This is a genomic window from Marinomonas spartinae, assembly GCF_016461715.1.
Taxonomy (GTDB): domain Bacteria; phylum Pseudomonadota; class Gammaproteobacteria; order Pseudomonadales; family Marinomonadaceae; genus Marinomonas; species Marinomonas spartinae_A.
In genome coordinates, this window is the sequence record NZ_JAEMUI010000006.1 from 120,980 (window position 1) to 143,841 (window position 22,862).

19 protein-coding genes are annotated in these 22,862 nt (G+C 44.3%); 13 read left to right on the top strand and 6 right to left on the bottom strand.

The genetic code is table 11. The annotated features are described in order from the left end of the window. Positions 1-90: 90 nt before the first annotated feature. Positions 91-1,320: a DUF2066 domain-containing protein gene (locus tag JHD45_RS08155; RefSeq protein ID WP_199476022.1), complete on the top strand. Its 1,230-nt coding sequence runs from the start codon at positions 91-93 to the stop codon at positions 1,318-1,320. Beyond that, positions 1,320-1,544 (top strand): hypothetical protein, encoded by a 225-nt coding sequence (locus JHD45_RS08160; RefSeq protein WP_199476023.1) that lies wholly within the window; start codon positions 1,320-1,322, stop codon positions 1,542-1,544. Before JHD45_RS08155 ends, JHD45_RS08160 begins: the two co-directional genes overlap by 1 nt. A gap of 98 nt (positions 1,545-1,642) precedes the next feature. Here the strand turns inward: JHD45_RS08160 and gltA are convergent, their stop codons facing one another. After that, on the bottom strand, positions 1,643-2,923 hold the full coding sequence (gene gltA / locus JHD45_RS08165; RefSeq protein ID WP_199476024.1) for a citrate synthase: 1,281 nt from the start codon (positions 2,921-2,923) through the stop codon (positions 1,643-1,645). A gap of 569 nt (positions 2,924-3,492) precedes the next feature. Between gltA and sdhC the strand changes: the two genes are divergently transcribed. The 10 genes from sdhC to JHD45_RS22580 all read left to right on the top strand — a co-directional run bounded on the left by sdhC (position 3,493) and on the right by JHD45_RS22580 (position 15,441). Next, on the top strand, positions 3,493-3,870 hold the full coding sequence (gene sdhC / locus JHD45_RS08170) for a succinate dehydrogenase, cytochrome b556 subunit (RefSeq protein ID WP_199476025.1): 378 nt from the start codon (positions 3,493-3,495) through the stop codon (positions 3,868-3,870). Beyond that, positions 3,864-4,211 carry a succinate dehydrogenase, hydrophobic membrane anchor protein gene (sdhD, locus tag JHD45_RS08175; protein ID WP_199476026.1) on the top strand — a complete coding sequence of 116 codons (348 nt, stop codon included), beginning with the start codon at positions 3,864-3,866 and terminating at the stop codon, positions 4,209-4,211. The genes sdhC and sdhD overlap by 7 nt, the downstream gene beginning before the upstream one ends. Positions 4,212-4,214: 3 nt before the next feature. Next, a complete protein-coding gene (gene sdhA, locus JHD45_RS08180; RefSeq protein WP_199476027.1) occupies positions 4,215-5,987 on the top strand; it encodes a succinate dehydrogenase flavoprotein subunit in 1,773 nt (590 codons plus the stop codon). 13 nt (positions 5,988-6,000) lie between these two features. Further along, entirely contained in the window at positions 6,001-6,705 is a 705-nt protein-coding gene (locus JHD45_RS08185; RefSeq protein WP_199476028.1) for a succinate dehydrogenase iron-sulfur subunit, read from the top strand. A 376-nt stretch (positions 6,706-7,081) separates the two neighbouring features. Next, positions 7,082-9,919: a 2-oxoglutarate dehydrogenase E1 component gene (locus JHD45_RS08190; protein WP_199476029.1), complete on the top strand. Its 2,838-nt coding sequence runs from the start codon at positions 7,082-7,084 to the stop codon at positions 9,917-9,919. Positions 9,920-9,952: 33 nt separating this feature from the next. Beyond that, positions 9,953-11,476, top strand: a complete 1,524-nt coding sequence (gene odhB, locus JHD45_RS08195) for a 2-oxoglutarate dehydrogenase complex dihydrolipoyllysine-residue succinyltransferase (protein ID WP_199476030.1) — start codon at positions 9,953-9,955, stop codon at positions 11,474-11,476. Between the two features lie 88 nt (positions 11,477-11,564). Then, on the top strand, positions 11,565-13,004 hold the full coding sequence (lpdA, locus tag JHD45_RS08200; protein ID WP_199476031.1) for a dihydrolipoyl dehydrogenase: 1,440 nt from the start codon (positions 11,565-11,567) through the stop codon (positions 13,002-13,004). A gap of 90 nt (positions 13,005-13,094) precedes the next feature. Beyond that, entirely contained in the window at positions 13,095-14,261 is a 1,167-nt protein-coding gene (sucC, locus tag JHD45_RS08205; protein ID WP_199476032.1) for an ADP-forming succinate--CoA ligase subunit beta, read from the top strand. Positions 14,262-14,263: 2 nt separating this feature from the next. Next, on the top strand, positions 14,264-15,136 hold the full coding sequence (sucD, locus tag JHD45_RS08210) for a succinate--CoA ligase subunit alpha (protein ID WP_199476033.1): 873 nt from the start codon (positions 14,264-14,266) through the stop codon (positions 15,134-15,136). 86 nt (positions 15,137-15,222) lie between these two features. Then, on the top strand, positions 15,223-15,441 hold the full coding sequence (locus JHD45_RS22580) for a cysteine-rich CWC family protein (RefSeq protein ID WP_199476034.1): 219 nt from the start codon (positions 15,223-15,225) through the stop codon (positions 15,439-15,441). Between the two features lie 348 nt (positions 15,442-15,789). Here the strand turns inward: JHD45_RS22580 and JHD45_RS08220 are convergent, their stop codons facing one another. Beyond that, positions 15,790-17,526: an OFA family MFS transporter gene (locus JHD45_RS08220; RefSeq protein ID WP_199476035.1), complete on the bottom strand. Its 1,737-nt coding sequence runs from the start codon at positions 17,524-17,526 to the stop codon at positions 15,790-15,792. 309 nt (positions 17,527-17,835) lie between these two features. Here JHD45_RS08220 and JHD45_RS08225 point away from each other — a divergent pair, with 309 nt between their 5' ends. Then, complete coding sequence (locus JHD45_RS08225; protein ID WP_199476036.1) at positions 17,836-18,327, top strand: hypothetical protein; 492 nt, start codon at positions 17,836-17,838, stop codon at positions 18,325-18,327. A 152-nt stretch (positions 18,328-18,479) separates the two neighbouring features. Here JHD45_RS08225 and JHD45_RS08230 read toward each other — a convergent pair whose 3' ends face one another. The 4 genes from JHD45_RS08230 to JHD45_RS08245 form a co-directional block, all read right to left on the bottom strand. Beyond that, positions 18,480-18,872, bottom strand: coding sequence for a nucleoside-diphosphate sugar epimerase/dehydratase (locus JHD45_RS08230; protein ID WP_199476037.1), 393 nt, complete (start codon positions 18,870-18,872; stop codon positions 18,480-18,482). Between the two features lie 136 nt (positions 18,873-19,008). After that, entirely contained in the window at positions 19,009-19,698 is a 690-nt protein-coding gene (locus JHD45_RS08235) for a response regulator (RefSeq protein WP_199476038.1), read from the bottom strand. Continuing rightward, positions 19,695-21,293, bottom strand: a complete 1,599-nt coding sequence (locus tag JHD45_RS08240) for an ATP-binding protein (RefSeq protein ID WP_233407707.1) — start codon at positions 21,291-21,293, stop codon at positions 19,695-19,697. Before JHD45_RS08240 ends, JHD45_RS08235 begins: the two co-directional genes overlap by 4 nt. Positions 21,294-21,431: 138 nt before the next feature. Next, entirely contained in the window at positions 21,432-22,724 is a 1,293-nt protein-coding gene (locus tag JHD45_RS08245) for a 2-hydroxycarboxylate transporter family protein (protein WP_199476040.1), read from the bottom strand. Positions 22,725-22,862: the final 138 nt, after the last annotated feature.

The window sequence follows — 22,862 nt, forward strand, 5'->3', positions numbered from 1 at the left end:
AAAAGAGGCATTTTAGCATAGTGGCGTATTAGGGCTATGGTTCTTTGGCATTAAGGCAGTAGAATAAGCAAATAAACGAAGGAAGGGGCTATGAAAATCCGTATTTTTTTATTTTTTATCAGTATTTTTTATGTGTCGATGGCGTCGGCTGTTCCGGTTAAAGATTTATATCGTGCCAGCATTAAATTACCGGCCACCGAGTCTGAAGATCAAATGTTGAGCGATGCATTCTCTCAAGCGGTTGAGCAAGTATTGGTTAGAGTGTCGGGTGATAAAGCGGCAATCACAGGTGACTTATTGCAAGAGGCGCAAAAAGCGGCCCCAACATGGGTGGCGCAACACTCTGTAACGTCACTAAAGGACTTGCTGCCACTAAATGGTGATTTAGTGGCAGGTAAGCAGGTCAATGTCTTTTTCTACCATGAGTCAATAGATCAATTTTTGACTCAGCACAACTTGCCGGTTTGGGGAAATAACCGTCCGTCGGTGTTGGTTTGGGCGGTGGATGATAATAATGGGGTGCGTACTTTATCTGGTGCAAACTCCCCTTCGGAGTTGTTGAATGACTTGGCAGTATCATCGACAAACTACGGCGTGCCCATTTATGCACCTTTGATGGATTCTGTGGATGCTGCGGCTATCTCGCCATCGGATGTGTGGGGTTTTTTTGAAGATACCATCAAAACTGCCAGTCAACGCTATCAGACCGATGCTATTGCTGCATTGCGTGTGTCACAATATTCGGGGTCCTTGACAGGAAGTTTGTTGATGATAATCGGCAATGACACTCAGCAATTTTCACTTACTGGCACGAACTTACAGGATCTGGCGGATCAAGCCAGTGCCGATATGGCAAAGGCATTGTCTGAGCGTTACGCAGCCGTTCGAAACAGCGCCTCGGAAAGTCGCCTTGATTTGTCTGTTTCGGGTGTTACGAATTACGCTGCCATGCAGAAAATTCAGCAATATTTAGAGAGTGTGGGGGTGGTGAGAGATGTATATGTGGTGAAAGCGACCAGTAACTCTGTCGTATTCTCTGTTGCTATCAATGGCGATAAGCAAAAATTGATGGACAGTATTCAGTTAAGTAGTTTGCTGCAGGCCGATGTGCCGCCGTCCGTGACGGAGCCTCCAGTAACACAGGCTTCAGCGACACAGACGAATAGTGGTGGAGCTGAAATACCTTCAGCAAATACTGTCGAGACGACTCAGCAGTCTAGCGCTACTTCACAAACACCAGATCCTGTATCCTCTACCGATTCGAGTGCTCCGAATGTGAGTAACAATATTGAATATTTCAAATACAGTGGAGCTCAATAGTGTCTGACCAGCAAGATAAAATAGTCAAGCGTGATTTTTATGCCAGAGATGAGGCCGAGCAAGCGGATTTTTTATCTCAAACTTGGTGTAATGAGTGCATGGAGATGGACTTAGGAATGAAAAATCCCGTGGAATACACTAAGGGGAATGACGTTTGGATTGAAGGAGAGTGTGTGAAATGCGCCTCCAAGATCATCACTGAAATCGTTGAAGAAGACGAATAGTAGAATTTAAATTATCGATATTTCGTGATAAAAGTTTAGTAAAGAAAACGCGCCGAAAGGCGCGTTTTTAGTTGTATTTATTAGCGAACAGCTAAAGATTATTTGGTTGGATAGTCGCGTTGTGTTTTGCCAACATATAATTGACGTGGGCGACCAATTTTATATGGGCCACTGATCATTTCATTCCAGTGAGAAATCCAGCCAATGGTGCGAGACATCGCAAAAATAACCGTAAACATACTCGTTGGGATACCAATCGCTTTCATGATGATGCCAGAGTAGAAGTCAACGTTTGGATACAATTTACGCTCTATGAAATAAGGGTCTTCAAGGGCAATTTGCTCTAGGCGTTTTGCAATTTTTAGCAACGGATCATCAGATTGGCCGAGTTCTGTTAATACCTGATCACAAGTTTCACGCATTACTTTAGCGCGCGGATCGAAGTTTTTATAGACACGGTGTCCAAAGCCCATTAAACGGAATGGGTCGTCTTTGTCTTTGGCCTTGGCAATGTATTTATCTATTTGGTCTTCGTCGCCAATTTCTTCCAACATAGTAAGAACGGCTTCGTTTGCGCCACCATGAGCTGGCCCCCAAAGTGTTGCAATGCCAGCAGCAATACAGGCAAATGGGTTCGCTCCTGAAGAGCCAGCAAGGCGGACGGTTGAAGTTGAAGCGTTCTGTTCATGATCGGCATGCAGAACAAAAATGGTGTCCATTGCTTTCGCAAAAACAGGGTTGACTTTATATTCTTCGCAAGGTGTTGCAAACATCATATAAAGAAAGTTCTCTGCATAGGACAGATCGTTACGAGGGTACATAACGGGCTGATCTTTCGAGTACTTGTAACAAGTTGCCGCCAGCGTTGGCATCTTAGAAATGAGGCGGAATGCGGCGATCTCACGATGTCGTGGATTAGTGATGTCCATGTGGTCTTGGTAAAAAGCGGACAGGGCGCCAACTAATCCACACATAATGGCCATCGGGTGGGCATCGTTTCTAAATCCTTCGATGAATTTATGCATAGACTGGTTAACCATTGTATGAGCGCTAACCGTATCGACAAATTCTTTTTTCTCTTCTGCCGTTGGAAGTTCTCCGTAAAGCAAAAGATAGCAGGTTTCTAAGTAGTCTGAGTGCTCAGCAAGCTGAGCAATGGGGTAACCTCGGTGTAGCAATATGCCAGCTTCACCATCAATGTATGTGATTGCAGACTCGCATGAGCCTGTGGACATAAAACCAGGGTCGTAAGTGAAAACACCGTTTGCACCTAAGCCACGTACGTCAATAACATCTGTGCCAAGGGTGCCTGAAATAACAGGAAGTTCGATGGTTTTATCGATCCCGTCTACGGTAAGTCGTGCTTTTTTATCGGCCATTTATGCTCTCCTTCGAATTCTGGTCCGGGGCTAAGAAGTCAAAAAAGACCCTCCTGACCCAGAAGGTGGGGAAAAAATACTGTCTCAGCACTATAAAAGTCAATCTTCTACACTTGCAAAGAGTTTACAATATTGTAATTTTGTTTGTAATTATCTGACAATAAAAGCCATTCTCATAAAGTTTTTTTATCCTTATTTCGTTTTAAGTCTTTGAAAAATAAACAATATTTCAGTCTAAAAACCAGTCTTTTGGCTGTAATTAAGCACCATTATTGTTATTGCTTATGGGTACATTCAGCTTGTGAATGGTGACCATTGAAAACCCTTGCTCTAGTCTATTTGTCTTCCCATTTTTCGCTAGTCTATAATTGCGTTCCCGATGATTTCATTGATTTGTCGGCGTATGCCATTCAAGAGTAGTTGCTTGAACAGAAAATGTCGTTTGCAAATCGATGCAATTTTCGATTAGGCCTATGGTGTGACAACGTAATGTAAGCATTGCGTTTGGTTCACAGATAGAAATTGGGTCGTGATGGACCATTCACTTATATAAGATGGTGTAAATAGTCGTGAATAAAAAAAGACCAGTCAACCTTGATATTTCAACAATATCAATGCCGGTAACAGCAATCGTATCTATTATTCATCGTGTGACGGGAATTATCCTCTTTATAGGTTTGATTTTCTTGTTATATGCGTTTGATGTTTCCTTAGAGTCTCAACAAGGATTTGATCAGGTTGTGAATATGCTTCAGACAAACTTCCTTGCTAAGTTCGTTATCTGGGGTGTTGTATCAGCGTTGATGTATCACTTCGTCGCAGGTATTAAACACCTGTTTATGGATTTGGGACACTTTGAAGAATTAGAAAGTGGACGTAATGCAGCTGTTGCAAACATTGTCATTGCAGTGGTTCTTATTGTGTTAGCTGGGGTGTGGATATGGTAACTCAAATTACAAGCTTTGGTCGCTCTGGTCTGTATGACTGGATGATGCAGCGTATTTCCGCTGTGGTATTAGCTCTCTATACCATTTTTATTATCGGTTATCTTTTATTACATCCTCATCTTACGTTTGAACAGTGGAGTGCGCTTTACAGTTCAACTTGGATGCGCGTTTTCAGTTTGATGACATTGTTGTCTATTGGTGTGCATTCTTGGATTGGTCTGTGGTCAATTTCTACAGATTATATTAAGCCAACTGGTATTCGTTTCTTCTTTCAAGCTCTATGCGGTTTATTGATGTTTGTTTACATCGTGTGGGGCATTCAGGTTCTTTGGGGGCTATAAGTAATGGCTAATATTCGTACGATTTCTTTTGATGCCATCGTTATTGGCGGTGGTGGCGCTGGTATGCGTGCCGCACTTCAGTTAACTGAATCTGGTTTGAACACTGCCTGTATAACAAAAGTATTTCCAACTCGTTCTCATACGGTATCTGCTCAAGGTGGTATTACCTGTGCGATCGCCAGTGAGGATCCAAATGACGATTGGCGTTGGCACATGTATGACACCGTAAAAGGGTCAGATTACATTGGCGATCAAGAGGCAGTCGAGTACATGTGTTCTGTTGGCCCGCAAGCTGTTTTTGAGCTTGAGCACATGGGGCTACCATTTTCTCGTAAAGAGAATGGCCGTATTTATCAGCGTCCTTTCGGTGGTCAATCTAAGGGCCCAAACGATACCACTCAAGCGGCTCGTACTTGTGCTGCAGCGGACCGTACAGGTCATGCGCTATTGCATACTTTATATCAGGGTAATCTTAAAGGCGGTACCACCTTCTTTAACGAATGGTATGCAATTGACTTGGTGAAAAATAAAGAAGATGCGGTGGTCGGTGTTGTTGCGATTTGTATCGAAACTGGCGAGACCGTCTATCTGAAAGCGAAAGCAACGGTAATTGCTACTGGTGGTGCTGGTCGTATTTTCCAATCGACTACAAATGCTCACATTAATACGGGTGATGGGGTTGCGATGGCACTACGTGCTGGTTTCCCTGCTCAAGATATGGAAATGTGGCAATTCCACCCAACTGGTATTTATGGTGCAGGTACACTCGTTACTGAAGGTTGTCGTGGTGAAGGTGGTTACCTAATTAATAAAGATGGCGAGCGTTTCATGGAGCGTTATGCGCCTAACGCGAAAGACCTTGCTGGTCGTGACGTTGTGGCGCGTGCAATGATTCTTGAAATTCTTGGTGGTCGTGGTTGCGGTCCAGATAAAGATCACGTTCTTCTAAAATTGGATCACTTGGGTGAAGAGACACTTAATAAGCGTCTACCAGGTATTCTTGAACTTTCTCGTACCTTTGCCCACGTTGACCCAGTGAAAGAGCCGATCCCTGTTATCCCAACTTGTCACTATATGATGGGTGGGATTCCAACGAATGTTAGCGGTCAGGCATTGAAACAAAATGAAGCGGGTGAAGACGTTATCATTCATGGTTTGTATGCATGTGGTGAAGCGGCTTGTGTGTCAGTACACGGTGCTAACCGCTTGGGTGGTAACTCTCTACTTGACCTTGTTGTGTTTGGTCGTGCTGTTGGTTTGCATGTTAAAAAATCTTTGGATGACGGGTTTGAGTCGCTCAATGCGGATGAAACAGACATCGAAAGAGCGATGGTTCGTCTAGAGCGGTTGAACAATACAAAAGGTGGCGAAAGTGTTGCTGCGGTTCGTGCTGAGCTGCAAAAAGTGATGCAATTATACTTTGGTGTATTCCGTGATGGCGAATCCATGCAAAAAGGCTTGAAAGAGCTTGAAGCAATTCGTAAGCGCGTTGAAAATCTAAATCTTGAAGATAAGAGTCAGGCATTCAATACCGCACGTATTGAGGCGCTGGAGCTTGAGAACCTGCTGGAAATTGCTGAAGCAACGGCAATCCCAGCGGAGTTCCGTAAAGAGAGTCGTGGTGCCCATGCTCGTAATGACTTTACTGAACGCGATGACGAGAATTGGCTCAAGCACTCATTGTTCCATCCTGGAAGCAAAACCGTTACCAAGCGTGATGTGAACTTTGCACCAAAAACAATGGAACCTTTCCCGCCTAAGATTCGCAAATACTAAGGAGTAACTCAGAATGTTAGTTAGTATTTATCGTTACAATCCTGAAGTGGACGACGCTCCATATATGAAGGATTACCAAATTGATTTGCCTGCGGGTAAAGATTTGATGGTGCTGGACGTATTGAACTTATTAAAAGCGCAAGACCCAAGCATCTCTTACCGTCGCTCTTGCCGTGAAGGTGTATGTGGTTCAGATGGCATGAATATCTCAGGTAAAAATGGCCTAGCATGTATTACACCTGTCTCCCAAGCGGTGAAAAATGGCAAGTTAGTGTTGCGACCACTGCCAGGATTGCCAGTTGTGCGTGACCTTGTTGTGGATATGGGGCAGTTTTATAAGCAGTATGAGAAAATTCGTCCTTATCTTCTCAATGATACGCCAGTGCCTGCTATTGAACGTCTGCAGAGCCCTGAAGAGCGTGAAAAGCTAGATGGCTTGTACGAGTGTATTCTGTGTGCATGTTGTTCAACCGCTTGTCCATCTTTCTGGTGGAATCCAGATAAATTTATTGGGCCTTCTGGTTTGTTGCAAGCATACCGTTTCTTAGCAGACAGTCGTGATACAGCAACCCAAGAGCGTCTAAGTGATTTAGATGATCCATTTAGCGTATTTCGTTGCCATGGCATCATGAATTGTGTGAATGTTTGTCCGAAAGGTTTGAATCCTACGAAAGCAATCGGTAACATTCGCACCATGCTTCTGCAAAGAGCAACCTGATCGATCTTAGCTTGCTCTTAACTAGTTCTAAGTGGCTAAGGGCAAGCTAAAGTCTAGGCGGCATGAGTGGTGTTGTTCAATGCCGCCTTTTTTGCATGTTTCAATATAGAGAATGCAATCAAAACGCTTTAGAATTTGTTGCGTGCTAGCATAACAGTGCTTTTAACATGGTGCTGATTAGGTTGCGCTTAATTGATTGGATGAGGAGAGGTTCTCTCTACATGAGTTTAACGCATAAGTGCACGAAGCAATTGTGGTGGCAAGTTAACAATAAATCGAGGCTTTATGGCCTTAACGGGCCTGTTGGAGTTATCGATTGCATGATAAATTCATACCGGGACCCCGGTAGCTGGCTCGAACATAAGGGTGATCGAGAATGCACGAAAGTTTAATGGAGTTGCTATGGAGCACTTCTCAATTTTCAGGTGGAAACTTGGAATATGTTGAGGGGTTGTTTGAAAGCTACCTAGTCGATCCGAACTCTGTGTCGGAAGAATGGCGGAAATGTTTTGATCAACTACCTCGCGTGAGTGAGGCTCAATCAACAGATCTACCGCACTCAGTAATTCAACAACAATTTTTAGAAATTGGCAAAAATAAATTTCGCACAATGCCTGTATCAACGGGTGTTGCTGCAAGTTCAGAACATGAACAAAAGCAAATCAATGTTTTGCAATTGATTAATGCTTACCGTGTTCGAGGTCATCAGCACGCATCGTTAGACCCACTTGGGCTTCAAAAGCGTGAAAAAGTCGCAGACCTTGATATTAGTTATCATCAGCTGACTGGTGCTGACTTTGATACTCAATTTAAAACGGGCTCTTTGTTTTTTAACAAGGAATCTATGAAGTTAAGCGAGATCATCGCCGAGCTTGAAAAAACCTATTGCAGTACCATTGGTTACGAGTTCATGCACATTGTTGATACTCAAGAAAAAGCTTGGCTACAACAGCGTGTGGAATCCGTTCGATCCCGTCCAGAATTTTCCCCAGAAACTCGCCAGAATTTGTTAGAGCGACTAACCGCCGCAGAAGGTCTTGAAAAATACTTAGCGAGTCGTTACCCAGGGGCGAAGCGTTTTGGTTTAGAGGGCGGTGAAAGCTTAATTCCAATGGTAAACGAGCTGATCCAGCGCTCTGGCTCATTAGGAGCAAAAGAAGTTGTGATTGGTATGGCCCACCGTGGTCGTCTAAACGTCTTGGTGAATACATTAGGGAAAAGCCCTAAAGATCTGTTTGACGAATTCGAAGGTAAAAAACTTGTTAATACCTCTGGTGATGTTAAATACCACCAAGGTTTTTCTTCTAATGTGATGACCTCAGGTGGTGAGGTGCACATTGCGTTGTCGTTTAACCCATCACACTTAGAGATTGTTTCTCCCGTAGTGGAAGGTTCTGTTCGCGCACGTCAGGATCGCCGTAAAGATACAATCGGTAAAACCGTTGTACCTATTTCGATTCATGGTGATGCTGCATTTGCGGGACAAGGCGTGGTGATGGAGACATTCCAGATGTCTCAAACACGCGGTTATCGCACTGGTGGTACAGTTCACGTTGTTATTAACAACCAAGTTGGTTTTACCACTAACCGTCAAGATGACTCCCGTTCAACTGAGTATGCAACCGATGTAGCTAAAATGATTCAGGCGCCTATTTTCCATGTGAATGGAGATGATCCTGAGGCTGTGTTGTTTGTTACTCAATTGGCATTAGATTACCGTTATGAGTTTGGCCGTGATGTTGTGATCGACATGGTATGTTACCGTCGTCGTGGGCACAATGAAACGGATGAGCCTTCAGGTACTCAACCATTGATGTACAGTGTTATCAACAAATTAAAAACAACTCGTACATTATATGCAGAGCGCTTGGTTGCTGAGAATGTACTGACTGAAGCGCAAGCCGAAGCAATGGTTGGCGAAAACCGCCAAGATTTAGATGATGGCCGCCATGTTGCTAAGAGTCTAGTGCTTGAGCCTAAATCCGATTTGTTTGTTGACTGGAAACCTTACATTGGCGTCGAATGGACGGATGCGGGTGACACAACTTATCCGCTTGCTAAATTGCAAGAAGTGGCGAAAAAATTAACGGCTATTCCTGATGGGGTGGTGGTTCAGCGTCAAGTTCAAAAGATTTATCAAGACCGCGATAAAATGACAGCGGGGGCATTGCCTCTTAACTGGGGGTATGCTGAGACATTAGCATTTGGCACTTTGTTAGAGCAAGGCTATCCTATTCGCATAACAGGTCAAGACTCTGGGCGTGGTACGTTCTCTCATCGCCATGCGGTGATTCATAGCCAAAAAGATGGCAGCACATACATTCCGCTAAAACATCTTTCTGATGATCAGCCGACTTTGGATCTTTACGATTCTTTCTTGTCTGAAGAAGCGGTATTGGCATTCGAATATGGCTACTCAACAACCTCGCCAAAAGGCTTGGTTATTTGGGAAGCGCAATTTGGTGACTTCGCAAACGGTGCCCAAGTGGTAATTGACCAGTTCATTACCAGTGGTGAGCACAAATGGGGCCGCTTGTGCGGTTTGACCATGTTGTTGCCACATGGTTACGAAGGTCAGGGTCCTGAGCACTCCTCAGCACGTCTTGAACGCTTCATGCAATTGTGTGCGGAGTACAACATCCAAGTATGTGTTCCAACAACGCCATCACAGATTTTCCATATCCTTCGCCGTCAAGCCATTCGTCCTATGCGTCGTCCGCTTGTCATTATGTCTCCTAAGAGTTTGCTTCGTCACAAGCAGGCAATCTCAACATTAGAAGAGTTGGCTGAGGGTAGCTTCAAAACGGTATTGCCAGAAACATCACAAACCATTGAAGCAGATAAGGTAAAACGTATCGTGTTGTGTAGTGGTAAAGTTTACTACGACTTGATTAATCGTCGTGATGAGCTTGAAAAAGATGATGTTGCCGTGATTCGTCTAGAGCAATTGTATCCGTTCCCATACGATGATCTTGAGTCGGTGTTGGGGCAATACAAAAATGTTGAGAGTTTGGTTTGGTGTCAAGAAGAGCCTAAAAACCAAGGGGCTTGGCATTCTAACCGTCACCGTATGAATCGAGTATTGGAAAAGCTGTATCCAAAACTGTCAATTCGTTTTGCTGGTCGCATGTCGTCCGCAGCGCCTGCCGCTGGTTATATGTCTGTCCATGTTGAAGAACAAGAAGCGCTAGTCAACGATGCCTTAGTTGGTTAGCACCATAGCCTGTCAGAGAGATAAGGGTATAAGATGAGTATTGAAATTAAAGCACCTGTTTTCCCAGAGTCCGTAGCAGACGGTACAGTCGCTACTTGGTACAAAAAGCCAGGCGAAGCCTGTGCCCGTGATGAGCACATTGTCGACATCGAAACGGACAAAGTAGTACTAGAAGTCGTTGCGCCAGCTGATGGTGTACTAAAAGAAGTCCATAAAAATGAAGGCGACACGGTTCTAAGTGCCGAAGTCCTTGCTACCTTTGAATCTGGTGCTGCGGCTTCTGCAGCGCCTGCTGAGAAGAAAGAAGCAGCACCTGCTGCCGCTTCTAGTTCTAACAATGCATCAGAAAGTGTGGATGTTAAAGCGCCAACTTTTCCAGAGTCTGTTGCTGAAGGCACCGTTGCGACTTGGCATAAAAAAGTAGGTGAGGCATGTTCTCGTGATGAACTTATTGTCGACATTGAAACAGACAAAGTGGTTCTTGAAGTAGTTGCTCCTGCTGACGGCGTTATTGGTGAAATACTTAAAGCAGAAGGTGAGACCGTACAAAGTGCAGAAGTGCTTGCTAAGTTCCAAGTTGGTGCTTCAGCTTCATCTTCTTCTGCTCAAGAAGCGGCAGCGCCTGCTGCGGCAGAAGCAGAAAGTGATGAAGACGGTGTAGCGGGCCCTGCTGCCCGTAAAGCATTAGCAGAAGCGGGTTTAACTGCGTCTCAGGTGAAAGGTACTGGTAAAGGTGGTCGCATCACAAAAGAAGATGTTGATGCAGCGGTGAAAGCAAAACCTGCTTCAGCGCCAGCGGCTGCACCAGCGGCGAAAGCAGCACCAGCGGCTATGCCTGCGTTGGGTGCGGATGGCCGTATTGAAAAACGCGTCCCAATGACACGTTTACGTGCCACAATCGCCAAGCGCCTTGTTGAAGCTCAACAAACAGCGGCGATGTTGACAACGTATAACGAAGTGGACATGGGTCCTGTTATGGAGATCCGTAAGAAGTACAAAGATTTGTTCATGAAGACTCACAACGGCACTAAGCTTGGTTTCATGTCCTTCTTTGTTAAAGCGGCGACAGAAGCGCTTAAACGCTTCCCTGCTGTGAACGCCTCTATCGACGGAAATGACATGGTCTACCATGGTTACCAAGACATCGGCGTGGCGGTATCGACTGACCGTGGTTTGATGGTTCCAGTGCTTCGTAACACGGAAGCGATGGGTCTTGCTGATATCGAATCTAGCATCATGGACTTCGCTGTTCGTGGTCGTGATGGTAAATTGGGTATGGACGACATGCAAGGCGGTACCTTTACTATCACTAACGGTGGTACGTTCGGTTCCTTGATGTCAACACCAATCATCAACCCACCACAAACGGCTATCTTGGGTATGCATAAAATTCAAGAGCGCCCAATGGCGGTAAATGGTCAGGTTGTCATTAAGCCAATGATGTACCTAGCGCTTTCTTATGACCACCGTATGATTGATGGTAAAGAAGCTGTACAGTTCTTGGTGACAATCAAAGAACTTCTAGAAGACCCAGCACGTCTTCTACTAGAAATCTAAGTATTCGTAGCAAAACTGATGTTATGAATTGACTTTGTTGTGGTCTTAAAAGGACCACAACAGTTCGACAAGATAAATGGAAACGCATATGTCTACTAAATTTGATGTTATTGTAATCGGTGGTGGCCCAGGTGGTTATGTCGCTGCCATTCGTGCAGCTCAATTGGGTCTTAAGACTGCTTGTATCGAAAAGTGGTTGGACAAAGAAAATAAGCCTCGCCTAGGTGGTACTTGTTTGAACGTGGGTTGTATCCCATCGAAAGCGCTTCTAGACTCCTCTCACAAATACCATGAAGCGAAAGAATCTTACGGCGTTCACGGTATTACTGTTGGCGAGATGGCTATGGATGTCAATGCCATGGTCGATCGCAAAGACAAAATCGTTAACCAATTGACCAGTGGTATTACGGGTCTTTTCAAAGCGAACGGTGTGACTAGCTTCGAAGGTTTTGGTAAGTTGCTGGCTAACAAGAAAGTGGAATTCACCGCGCACGATGGTTCTGTGCAAACGTTGGAAGCTGAAAACGTAATCTTGGCGACGGGTTCTGTGCCAGTAAATATTCCACCAGCACCACGTACTGGCGACATCATCGTTGATAACGAAGGTGCGTTGGAGTTCCGTTCTGTGCCTAAACGTCTTGGCGTAATCGGCGCTGGTGTAATTGGTCTTGAGTTGGGTTCTGTTTGGGCTCGCTTGGGTTCTGAAGTGGTGGTGCTTGAAGCACAAGATTCATTCCTAAGCCTATGTGACCAAGATCTTTCTAAAGAAGCGGCTAAAATCTTCAAGAAACAAGATCTAGACATCCGCACTGGTGCTCGTGTAACGGGTAGTCAAGTGAATGGTGAAGAAGTAGAAGTGACTTACCTTGATGCAAAAGGTGAAGAACAAAAAGAGACGTTTGACAAGTTGATCGTTGCGGTTGGCCGTAAGCCTTTCACAGATGGCTGTTTAGCGGGCGATGCTGGTGTTGATTTGGACGAGCGTGGCTTTGTATTTGTAGATGAGCAGTGCCGTACGTCTGTTCCTGGCGTTTTTGCTATTGGTGACATCGTACGTGGTCCAATGTTGGCTCACAAAGCGTCTGAAGAGGGCGTCATGGTGGCGGATATTATTGCTGGCCATAAGGCACAAATGAACTACGACTGCATCCCATCCGTTATTTACACTCATCCAGAACTTGCTTGGGTCGGTAAAAACGAGCAAGAGCTTAAAGCGGAAGGCGTTAAATACAAAGTAGGTAAATTCCCATTTGCGGCATCTGGTCGTGCGATGGCAGCAAACGATACTGACGGTTTTGTAAAAATCATCGCCGATGAAGAAACAGATCGTATCTTGGGTTGCCACATCATCGGTGGTCACGCTGCTGATTTGATTGCACAGGCAGTAATCGCAATGGAATTCGGCTCTACTGCAGAAGACATCGCATTAACTGTCTTTGCTCACCCAACAGTGAGTGAAGCAGTACATGAAGCTGCATTAGCCGTTGACGGTCATGCAATTCACATTGCTAACCGTAAAAAGCGTTAATACGTAATTCGATTTGCCGGCCTTGAGCCGGCAATTTCTGTCCTAACGGGCGGAGCTTATCTCAATCATTTATATGAGCGGAAGAATCAAATGAACCTACATGAATATCAGGCTAAACAGCTTTTTGCTGAATATGGCCTGCCAGTATCTACAGGGTACGCAGTAGACACGCCTGAAGAGGCCGTGGAAGCAGCGAAAAAAATTGGTGGTGACAAGTGGGTTGTAAAAGCTCAAGTTCACGCAGGTGGCCGTGGTAAAGCTGGTGGCGTAAAACTTGTTGATTCTTATGATGAAGTAAAAGCATTTGCAGCAAACTGGTTAGGTAAAAATCTTGTTACTTACCAAACTGACGAAAAAGGTCAGCCTGTTGCTAAGATCCTAGTTGAATCTTGCACTGACATCGCAAACGAATTGTACCTAGGGGCTGTTGTTGACCGTTCAACTCGTAGAGTGGTTTTCATGGCGTCTACCGAAGGTGGCGTTGAAATCGAGAAAGTGGCGGAAGAAACCCCAGAGCTAATCCACAAAGCGATCATCGATCCTCTAGTGGGTGCACAGCCTTACCAAGCACGCGAAATCGCGTTCAAAATGGGTCTAAATGCCGCTCAAATCAAGCAGTTCACTAAGATCTTCCTTGGTTTGTCACAAATGTTCCATGACTATGATTTCGCACTGCTAGAAATCAACCCTCTTGTTATTACTGACGAAGGTAACCTTCACTGTCTAGATGGTAAAATCAACATCGACAGCAACGCGGTATACCGTCAGAAAAAAATGCAAGAGTTCCACGATCCATCTCAAGAAGATGAGCGTGAAGCGCATGCGGCACAGTGGGAACTTAACTACGTTGCATTAGACGGAAACGTAGGTTGCATGGTAAACGGTGCTGGTCTAGCAATGGGTACTATGGACATTGTTAACTTACACGGCGGTAAACCTGCTAACTTCCTAGACGTAGGTGGCGGTGCAACGAAAGAGCGTGTTGCTGAAGCATTCAAAATCATCCTTTCTGACAGCAATGTTAAAGCGGTATTGGTTAACATCTTCGGTGGTATCGTACGTTGTGACATGATTGCTGAAGGTATCATCGGTGCAGTAGAACAAGTAGGTGTTAACGTGCCTGTTGTTGTACGTCTTGAAGGTACTAACGCAGAAAAAGGCCGTGAAGTTCTAGCGAACTCTGGTCTAGACATCATTGCTGCGAAAAGTCTTAAAGACGCAGCTGAACAAGTTGTTAAAGCTGCGGAGGGCAAATAATAATGTCTGTTCTAATTAACAAAGATACTAAAGTAATCTGTCAGGGTTTCACTGGCGGCCAAGGTACATTCCACTCTGAGCAAGCGATTGCTTACGGAACGAAAATGGTTGGTGGTGTTACTCCAGGTAAAGGTGGTCAAACTCACCTAGGTCTACCTGTATTCAACACAGTAAAAGAAGCGGTAGAAGAAACAGGCGCAGAAGCATCTGTTATCTATGTTCCAGCGCCTTTCTGTAAAGACTCTATCCTTGAAGCAGCAAATGCTGGTATCAAGTTGATCGTTTGTATCACTGAAGGTGTACCAACGCTTGATATGCTTGACTGCAAAGTGAAGTGTGACGAGCTTGGTGTTCGCCTAATCGGCCCTAACTGCCCAGGTGTTATCACACCAGGTGAATGTAAGATCGGTATCATGCCTGGCCACATCCACTTGCCAGGTAAAGTTGGTATCGTGTCTCGTTCTGGTACATTGACTTATGAAGCGGTTAAGCAAACAACAGATGCTGGCTTCGGTCAATCTACTTGTGTTGGTATCGGTGGCGATCCAATCCCTGGTTCTAACTTCATCGACATTCTAGAAATGTTCCAAAACGATCCTCAAACTGAAGCGATCGTTATGATCGGTGAGATCGGTGGTACAGCAGAAGAAGAAGCGGCAGCTTACATCAAAGCAAACGTAACAAAACCTGTTGTGTCTTACATTGCTGGTGTAACAGCACCTGCTGGTAAGCGTATGGGTCACGCTGGTGCGATCATTTCTGGCGGTAAAGGTACAGCTGATGAGAAATTCGCAGCTCTACAAGATGCAGGCGTTAAGACTGTTCGCTCTCTAGCAGACATCGGTGCTGCACTTAAAGAAATTACTGGCTGGTAAGTCGATAATTTCACTATAAATCTTTATAGTAAAATCCCTGCCTAGGCAGGGATTTTTTTTGCTTATTTTTCTCTAACGGTGATGTGATGGTTCAAGAAAAGAGTGAGGCAATATGCCCAATATGTGCTAGGGCGAATGCCTGCAACGCGCAGGATAATTGTTGGTGTTTTCATGATATTGTTCCCGATTCCTTGCTGGCTCTTTTAGCAACACATCATATTGACCGACGCTGTGTCTGTCAGACTTGTATTGATTGCTTTAAATCCGATCCTGAGCACTTTGAGCAAACCTATTTTACACGCTAAGCACGGCTATGAATAACCTCAAAACAGAGTAGTTTTGCTCACTTTCTTTTTTCCTGTGGCTCTATATGCTTAGCCAATATATCGGCCAAACTCAGAGGGTCTATAGCGGCTTTATCCGCTGATTGTGTAGAGTGTTTTAACTTGAGACCTTTGCACGATGTCACGAGCGACGCCAAAACGCGGCAAAAACAGACGAGAAAGCGGAGTTTATAGCTATAAATGAGCATTTTGAGCCTGTTTTTAACAAAGTATTGGCAAGCGCAGTAGTCGTGCAAAAGTCTCAACTTGTTATTTTGCTGTGTAAATAACGGCACTGACTGGAATGCGCTAGGCAGTGCCGGGTTTGCGTTATGCTTTTAGGTCTGGGTGAGTATGACTTACGTGATGTTTCGCTTGGACCGGCCTTACCATTAGATTGGCGAAAAATGCAATGACTAGTAAGCCAGCCATGACATACATGGTTGTGTTGTACAGGCTAGAGGTTGGGTCAATAGTACCAATCGGGGCTATTTCCATTAACTTGGCAACCGTGACCGTTTTGGCCGTCACTAACTCATTTAATTGACTGATAGGCGCGTTAAACTTGGTTTGAAACGCGGCGGGGTCGATCTTGCTGGCTAAATTTTTGATGGCATTTTCGACGGATAAGTTTCTTAAATACGTAATAACAAACGGCCCAAGAACGCCCGCAGTTGACCAAGCGGTTAATAAACGCCCATGTATACCGCCAACGTGAAGAGTGCCAAAAATATCGGCCAAATACGCAGGGATAGTCGCAAAGCCACCACCATACATTGTAAAAATAATCATGGTCGCCGCATAAAATAAAATGAGCCAAGTGACGGATGGATCGGCGCTGACGGCAGAGGCGGCATAAGGAATGGAAAGGTACAAAAGTGTACCGATGACAAAAAAGCAATGAAACGTGTTTTTGCGGCCAATAAAGTCGGAGGTCGATGCCCAGAAAAAGCGGCCGCACATATTAAACACTGAAATCATTAGAACATAAGTGCCAGCAAAGCTGGCGGTAGCAATCGTGGGTAAGGTTGTCCCAAAAATTTCTGTCATCATGGTTTTTGCGATACCAATGACACCAATTCCTGCGGTAACGTTAAAACATAATACAATCCATAAAAGCCAGAATTGAGGTGTTTTTAACGACTGATCAATATGGACGCTATTGGTCGTGATCATGTTGCTAATGGCATTGTCTTTAACGGGTGGAACCCATCCTTCCGGTTTCCAGTTTTTCGCAGGAATACGATACGCGAAAGAAGCCAGTATCATTATAATAAAATAAACAATGCCAAGGGTAAGAAACACACTAGAGGCGCCAGTATTTCCTGTGCCAACCACATACACACCGGCATCGCCAGGCATAGGAAGTTTAGCGGCTTCCGCAGCCGTTGCGACCACTACTTCTACCTTACCACTTGCCAATTCAGCAAAACGCTTACCGCCTTCTGTGATTAAATAAACGGCCGATTCAGTACCAAGATAGGTCGGTGCAGTGGCAAACTTTGCCAATAAATAAGTGATTAGTGGCGCGCCAATGATAGCACCACCACCAAACCCCATGATTGCCATACCAGTTGCCATACCTCTTTTATCAGGGAACCAGCGTAACAGGGTTGATACAGGAGATACGTAGCCAAGTCCTAAGCCGCAGCCGCCTAATACGCCATACCCCAAATAGAGAAGCCATAATTGATGGGTGGAAATGCCGATACTGCCAATAATAAAGCCACCGCCCCAAAGAAAGGCAGCAGTGACGCCAACACAACGAGGCCCAACCTCTTCAAGCCACTTTCCTGCGATGGCGGCAGCAAGCCCCAAAAACACAATAGCTACTGAAAAAATCCAAACGACACTGCTTAAACTCCAGTCTTCTGCAGCACTGGTCACAACGCCAAACTCTTTGGTTAGCGCTGGGTTGAAAATGCTCCAAGCGTAAACAGAACCAATGCATAAATGAATGGCAATAGAGGCGGGAGGGACAAGCCAACGATTAAAACCGGGGGAGGCAACAATTTTATCTTTCATTAAAAAAGAGAATAAATGCTGAGCAGAATTTGCTTGTTTCATTTTCATATCCCTTGTTGTTGTAATTTTTGTAAATTTATTGTTATTTTTTTGTCAGTTTTTATAGCTTTGAATTGCATCATAGCGGAAAAAAGAGATTTATCCATTAGATTTTTTTATTGATCTTTTTATTGGTTGGGGGTATTTAGTTCTTTGTTGGCTAAAGAAAGGGCTTTTTATTTTTCGTCTTTCACTATGTTTGTCATGAAGCTATTCTAGATCGAAAGCTTTGTGAAACTAAAACGGCATGGTTTGCCTGTTCATGCATTCAGGGATAGAGTATTTCTACTAACAGTAATACGAGGATAAGTAATGGTAAGCTCAAATAATAAAACGATTACTCGAACGATGACGCGTGGTGTCGTGGCGGCACTACTGGTGACTCAGCTAACGGCATGTGGAACGATTTTATACCCTGATCGTCGCGGTCAAGAGTCTGGAAGGATTGATGTGGGCGTGGCAGTATTGGATGCGCTTGGGTTACTGTTTTTCTTTGTACCTGGTGTGGTTGCTTTTGGTGTTGACTTTGCGACGGGGGCTATCTACTTACCGGGGGGTAAAGTTGCTTCGCTAACACCTGATGAACTCAACAAAATAAAAGAAGGGCAAGACAAAGTGAATGTAGGTGCTTTGCAAACTATTCTAGCTCAACGAGGTGATATTGACCTTCCTAAAGCGGCCTCTAAAGATCACTTAGGTGTCGTGGCAATGTCTTCTAAACAGGCTTTACTGAATGCGATCAATTCGCCTAGCCAAGCGGTTGCTATGGCATCTCACTCTGCTACTTCCGTCGCCTATCAATAGGCTATTTCACTTAATTACTTCGTATTCGACTCATCATCCTATTTGGAGGACGACAGTGTGCTACTGTTAATTTTCCAAATAGGGTGATGAGCCATGAGGTGCCTTCATCACCTGAGTTTGATTCGATATTAAATACGATTGTCTTATTGTATTTAATTAGGGATGGTTTTTAGTTGATCGATTTGCTCTTCGAGGGGTATATCAGAAGGAAAGTGTAATAGAGTCGCTTTACTCGTTTGAATTTCGTGAATGACCTCAGGTGCGAGTTTGGGCTTCTGACCGTCAATTTGAATAACCCATTTTACGCTATGTTTTTTAATCAGAGCGCATAAATCGCTTGGGTAATAAATGGTAATACCATGCATTTGAGTTTTATTAACCCATGGCTCCTCATCAATTAAGGCAACGATTTTTAAGTGAGTATGGGTATTTTGCAAGGCCTGCGCTAGGGCGTAGCTTGGATAGTCGATGCCAACTAAAATAATATTAGTAATCGGCCTTTTGACGCCAAGTAGGTGAGTAAACCAACGCTTCATTCGTCCCATTGCGCTGTTCTCCAAGATGAAATGTTACGGTCTGAACGAAGTATTCTATGCTTTTCGAGCAATGGGTCGCAGCAATCGATGAACTAGATGCCTCGTTACGCTAACGACCCGGTACCCATTAATTTGATGGGGTTTATCAAGATGTAGAGGTTTTTGTATAGCGCTGTTTAGGGCGACCACCCGTTTTATAGTCGAGTGTCATAGTCACTTGTCCGCATTCTTCTAAATATTCAAGGTAGCGTCGTGTAGTAATACGGCTCAAATTGATCGCATTGCCTACTTCTTCTGCGGTAAAGTCGTTTTCTCCTAATGTCTCTAAATGCTCGTTTAATACTTCGAGTGTTTTTTCATCAATACCTTTTGGGGTTTTTCGTCGATTCGCGAGTGATACGGGCTTACGAAACAGGGCATCGATACCTTCTTGATCAATTTTTCCGGATCTGGCTAATTGCTTTCTTAAATCAAGGTAGTCTGTTAAGGCTTGTAATACCCGAGACATGCGTAGGGGCTTTACCAGATAATCCATGACGCCTAATTGGATGGCTTTCTCTATGGTCGAGGTTTCACGCTCTGCGGTTGTCATGATGAAGGTGCCGTCAAAGTTATGACTTTTTAATTGACGAATTAAGTCAATGCCATCTCCATCGGGTAGCGTAATGTCCACCATAATCAATTCTGGGGAAAAGGCGTCTGCTTTTAAAAGGGCTTCCGCTACACTTTCGCATACCGCAACGACTTGAAACTCGTTATGCTGGTTTATGGTATTTTCGAGCACATAGCTGGCTCGGATATCGTCTTCGACGACCATGACAGGAATCATATTCATCTCGTTAGTGCCTGTTTATCTAAATACACGCTAAAGACGGTCGTGTGGGCTTCACTACGTTCCCAATCCAAGCTGCCTTGATATTGATCGACAATTTTTTTCACTAGGTATAAGCCAATACCATGTTGTTCTGAGCTGTGTTTACTGCTGATGCCAAAATCCAAAATACGATTTTCTAAATCGTCTGGAATGCCCGCACCGCTGTCTTCTAATTCAATCATAATATGTGCACTGCGGTCACTGATATAGAGACTAATTTCTGGAGGGGTCTGATCGCGATTGGACCAGGCAGCCAGTAGAGCATTATCAATTAAATTACCAAGTAATGTTACTAAATTCTCCGAGACCTGGGCAGGGTAGCCTCCTAAGTAACTGTCAGCATCGATATGAAACTCTACTTTAGAATCAAGCGCTTTGTTCTGCTTGGCAAGGATTAATCCAGCTACGGCACTGTTTTCAATGGAGTGAATCACTTGTCTGAGAATCTTCTGATACCCGTCGCTTTCTTGTTGCAAATATTCGACGGCATCGTGATAGCGCTCGCTTTGCAACATGCCTGACAAAACATTTAACCGATTAGAATACTCATGGGTTTTAGCACGCAATAAATCTGCGTAGTTTTTTGTGGTAATCAGCTCTTGCTCAAGGGATTTTTCTTCATAGTTAGGGAAAAACACAATCACGTAGCCATATTGGCCTTTTTTGTGATGCATAGGATAAAGGTTAGCGTAAAACGCCACTTTGCCAATATGGAAGTCACGTTTTGATAACTGGCCATTGGCTTCCAGTGCAAAATGTGACAAGGCCTGAGAGTGATTGCTAAGTTGATCCCCGATGACCTGATAGCGACTGGGGATATTTCTGTCGAGCCATTCAACGGCGGTATTATTGATTGTGGTGATCTTTTGGTGAGTGTCGATGGCGATAATGCCATCGCGAATACTATCGAGCAGTAACTCTTGTTCTTTAAACTTCTGGACAATTTCCTCTGGCTCAAGGCTTAAAAAAGTCCGTTTTAGTTTGAGGATAAAAAAACCGGCAATAACGATGCCTAGTAAATAGACAAAACCAACGAGAAGGGCCGCTTCTTGCAAGTGTCGATAGATTAGATCCCCTGTTGGCTTCGACAAATAACCAATGCTCACAGCCCCAATGATCTTGCCATCCACGCGAATAGGGGTGAAATTTCGAATGGCCATGCCTAAAGAGCCTCGGGAGACATCCGTATAATCACGCCCTTTATCCAGTGCTTCGTAAACATCATTACCTACGAATTTTTTACCAATGCGTGTGGGAATAGGGTGGCTCAAACGAATGGCGTGTTTATTTACTACAACAATAAAAGAGGCGTCTGTACTGGAACGTAAGGTCTCAATATAGTGTTCAAGTGAGGTCGGTATACCTGAATTGCTTTGCTGAACGGCTTTAATGACCTTTTCATCGTGGGCTACGACTCTAGCCAGCTCTATGCCACGCTGACTAATACCTTCTAGATAAGTTTGTTTTAAGGAGTAACCAAATACCACCCCCACAGCAACCACAATAATGGTAATGGTCGATAATGTGATTAGGGCAAGATAGGACTTTAAGGTCATTCGCGAATCAGGGTAAATAAAAGAAGAAACGCTAGTATACAACATGTACAAATAATGGGTAAGGAGGGAAGGGAGAAGTGAAGTAAAAGAGAGAAGCCGTTATGGGCTTCTCTCTAGAGATGGCTTATTTAATAAGACTTAAGAGAACATCTGGATCACGATCGAAGCCAGAATCAGCATAAATGCACCACCAATTCGTGATGAGATCTGAGCGAAAGGCATTAGGTTCATACGTTTACACGCAGCCAATACCGCAACATCGCCTGTTCCACCCATGTTTGCCATACAAAGACCACCAGTAATGGCAGACTCGATAGGGTAAAAGCCCATCAAACGACCCATTAGACCAGCACCAATCATCGCACCAACCACAGTGGCTAATACAAGAATGAAGTACATGGGTGTTAAGGCATCAAGGATCAGATTAATATTGGTATAAACCACACCGATTCCCACTAGGAGTGCAGGGGTTAAATTGCCAACAACAAATTTAAACCAAGATTGTGCCGCTTGTTCCAGTTCGACAGGCATTAGGTTCAATACTTTAATAATGGCAACAGAAATGATCATCAATGCATACAAAGGCATATCAATGAAACTGTGCAGTAAAGAGCCTAAGAAAAACATACTAATCGCTAATAGAGCGCCTGTTGCTAGCGTTTGGATGGTAGTAGGCGCTTCTTTTTCTGATGCTTCAGGTTCTAGATTGATTTCGCCACGAATTAACTCGCCATTACCAGTCCAGCTAGGGATGATAGCTCCCAGTTTATTTAGCAAACCACCCATAATAATGGCAATAGCATTACCGATCAGTAGAGCAGGCACCATAGTAGACATCAGTGTTGTAGAGTCGACCCCCGTTGTTGAGTGAAGAATCTGAACCAGTGGTACGGCACCCGCGCCCATACCGCCGCCCATAATAGGCAGACCAATGTACATGAATCCATGGTAGAAACCTTTACCAACCAGCATAGATAATGTGCCTGCTAGTAAACAAGCGACCGCTGCTGAGGCCAAAATAACCGGAATGTAACGCAGAGCAGCTTTTTTCAAGGTCTCTGTTTTCATGCCGAAAATGGAGCCAGTGACCAAACTTGCCACGTAAAATCCTAAGAAACCACCGCTCTTCATAAAAGTCGTCATGGTATCGATAGAGTTTTGTGGGAATAGGCCACTGTTGTGGAAAAGGTAAGAAGAACCAAAAATGACAACGATAGCTCCGCCACCGAAATATTGGTTGATAATGGGGGTCCTGTCCCCAATATAGTTTAGAATAAAGCCGACTACAGCCATAATGCCCATCGCACCAATGATACCGGAAGGCATTTTACCTAAGTAAGTGGTGATAAGGATAACGGCGCCGACTAGGGCAAACACGATTTTTTGCGCACGAATACTTGATTGTGCCGTCGTAGCATCGGTTAAGATCATGGAGGACTCTCTTTATTTTTCTGTTTGTTTTATTGTGCAGCGAAGTCTACCAATCTTCTGGCTCGGCGGAAGATCTGGGGCTTTTTATGAAAGTAAAAAGCGGTTTTGTAAGTTTAGTAATGGGTTTTATATGCATTT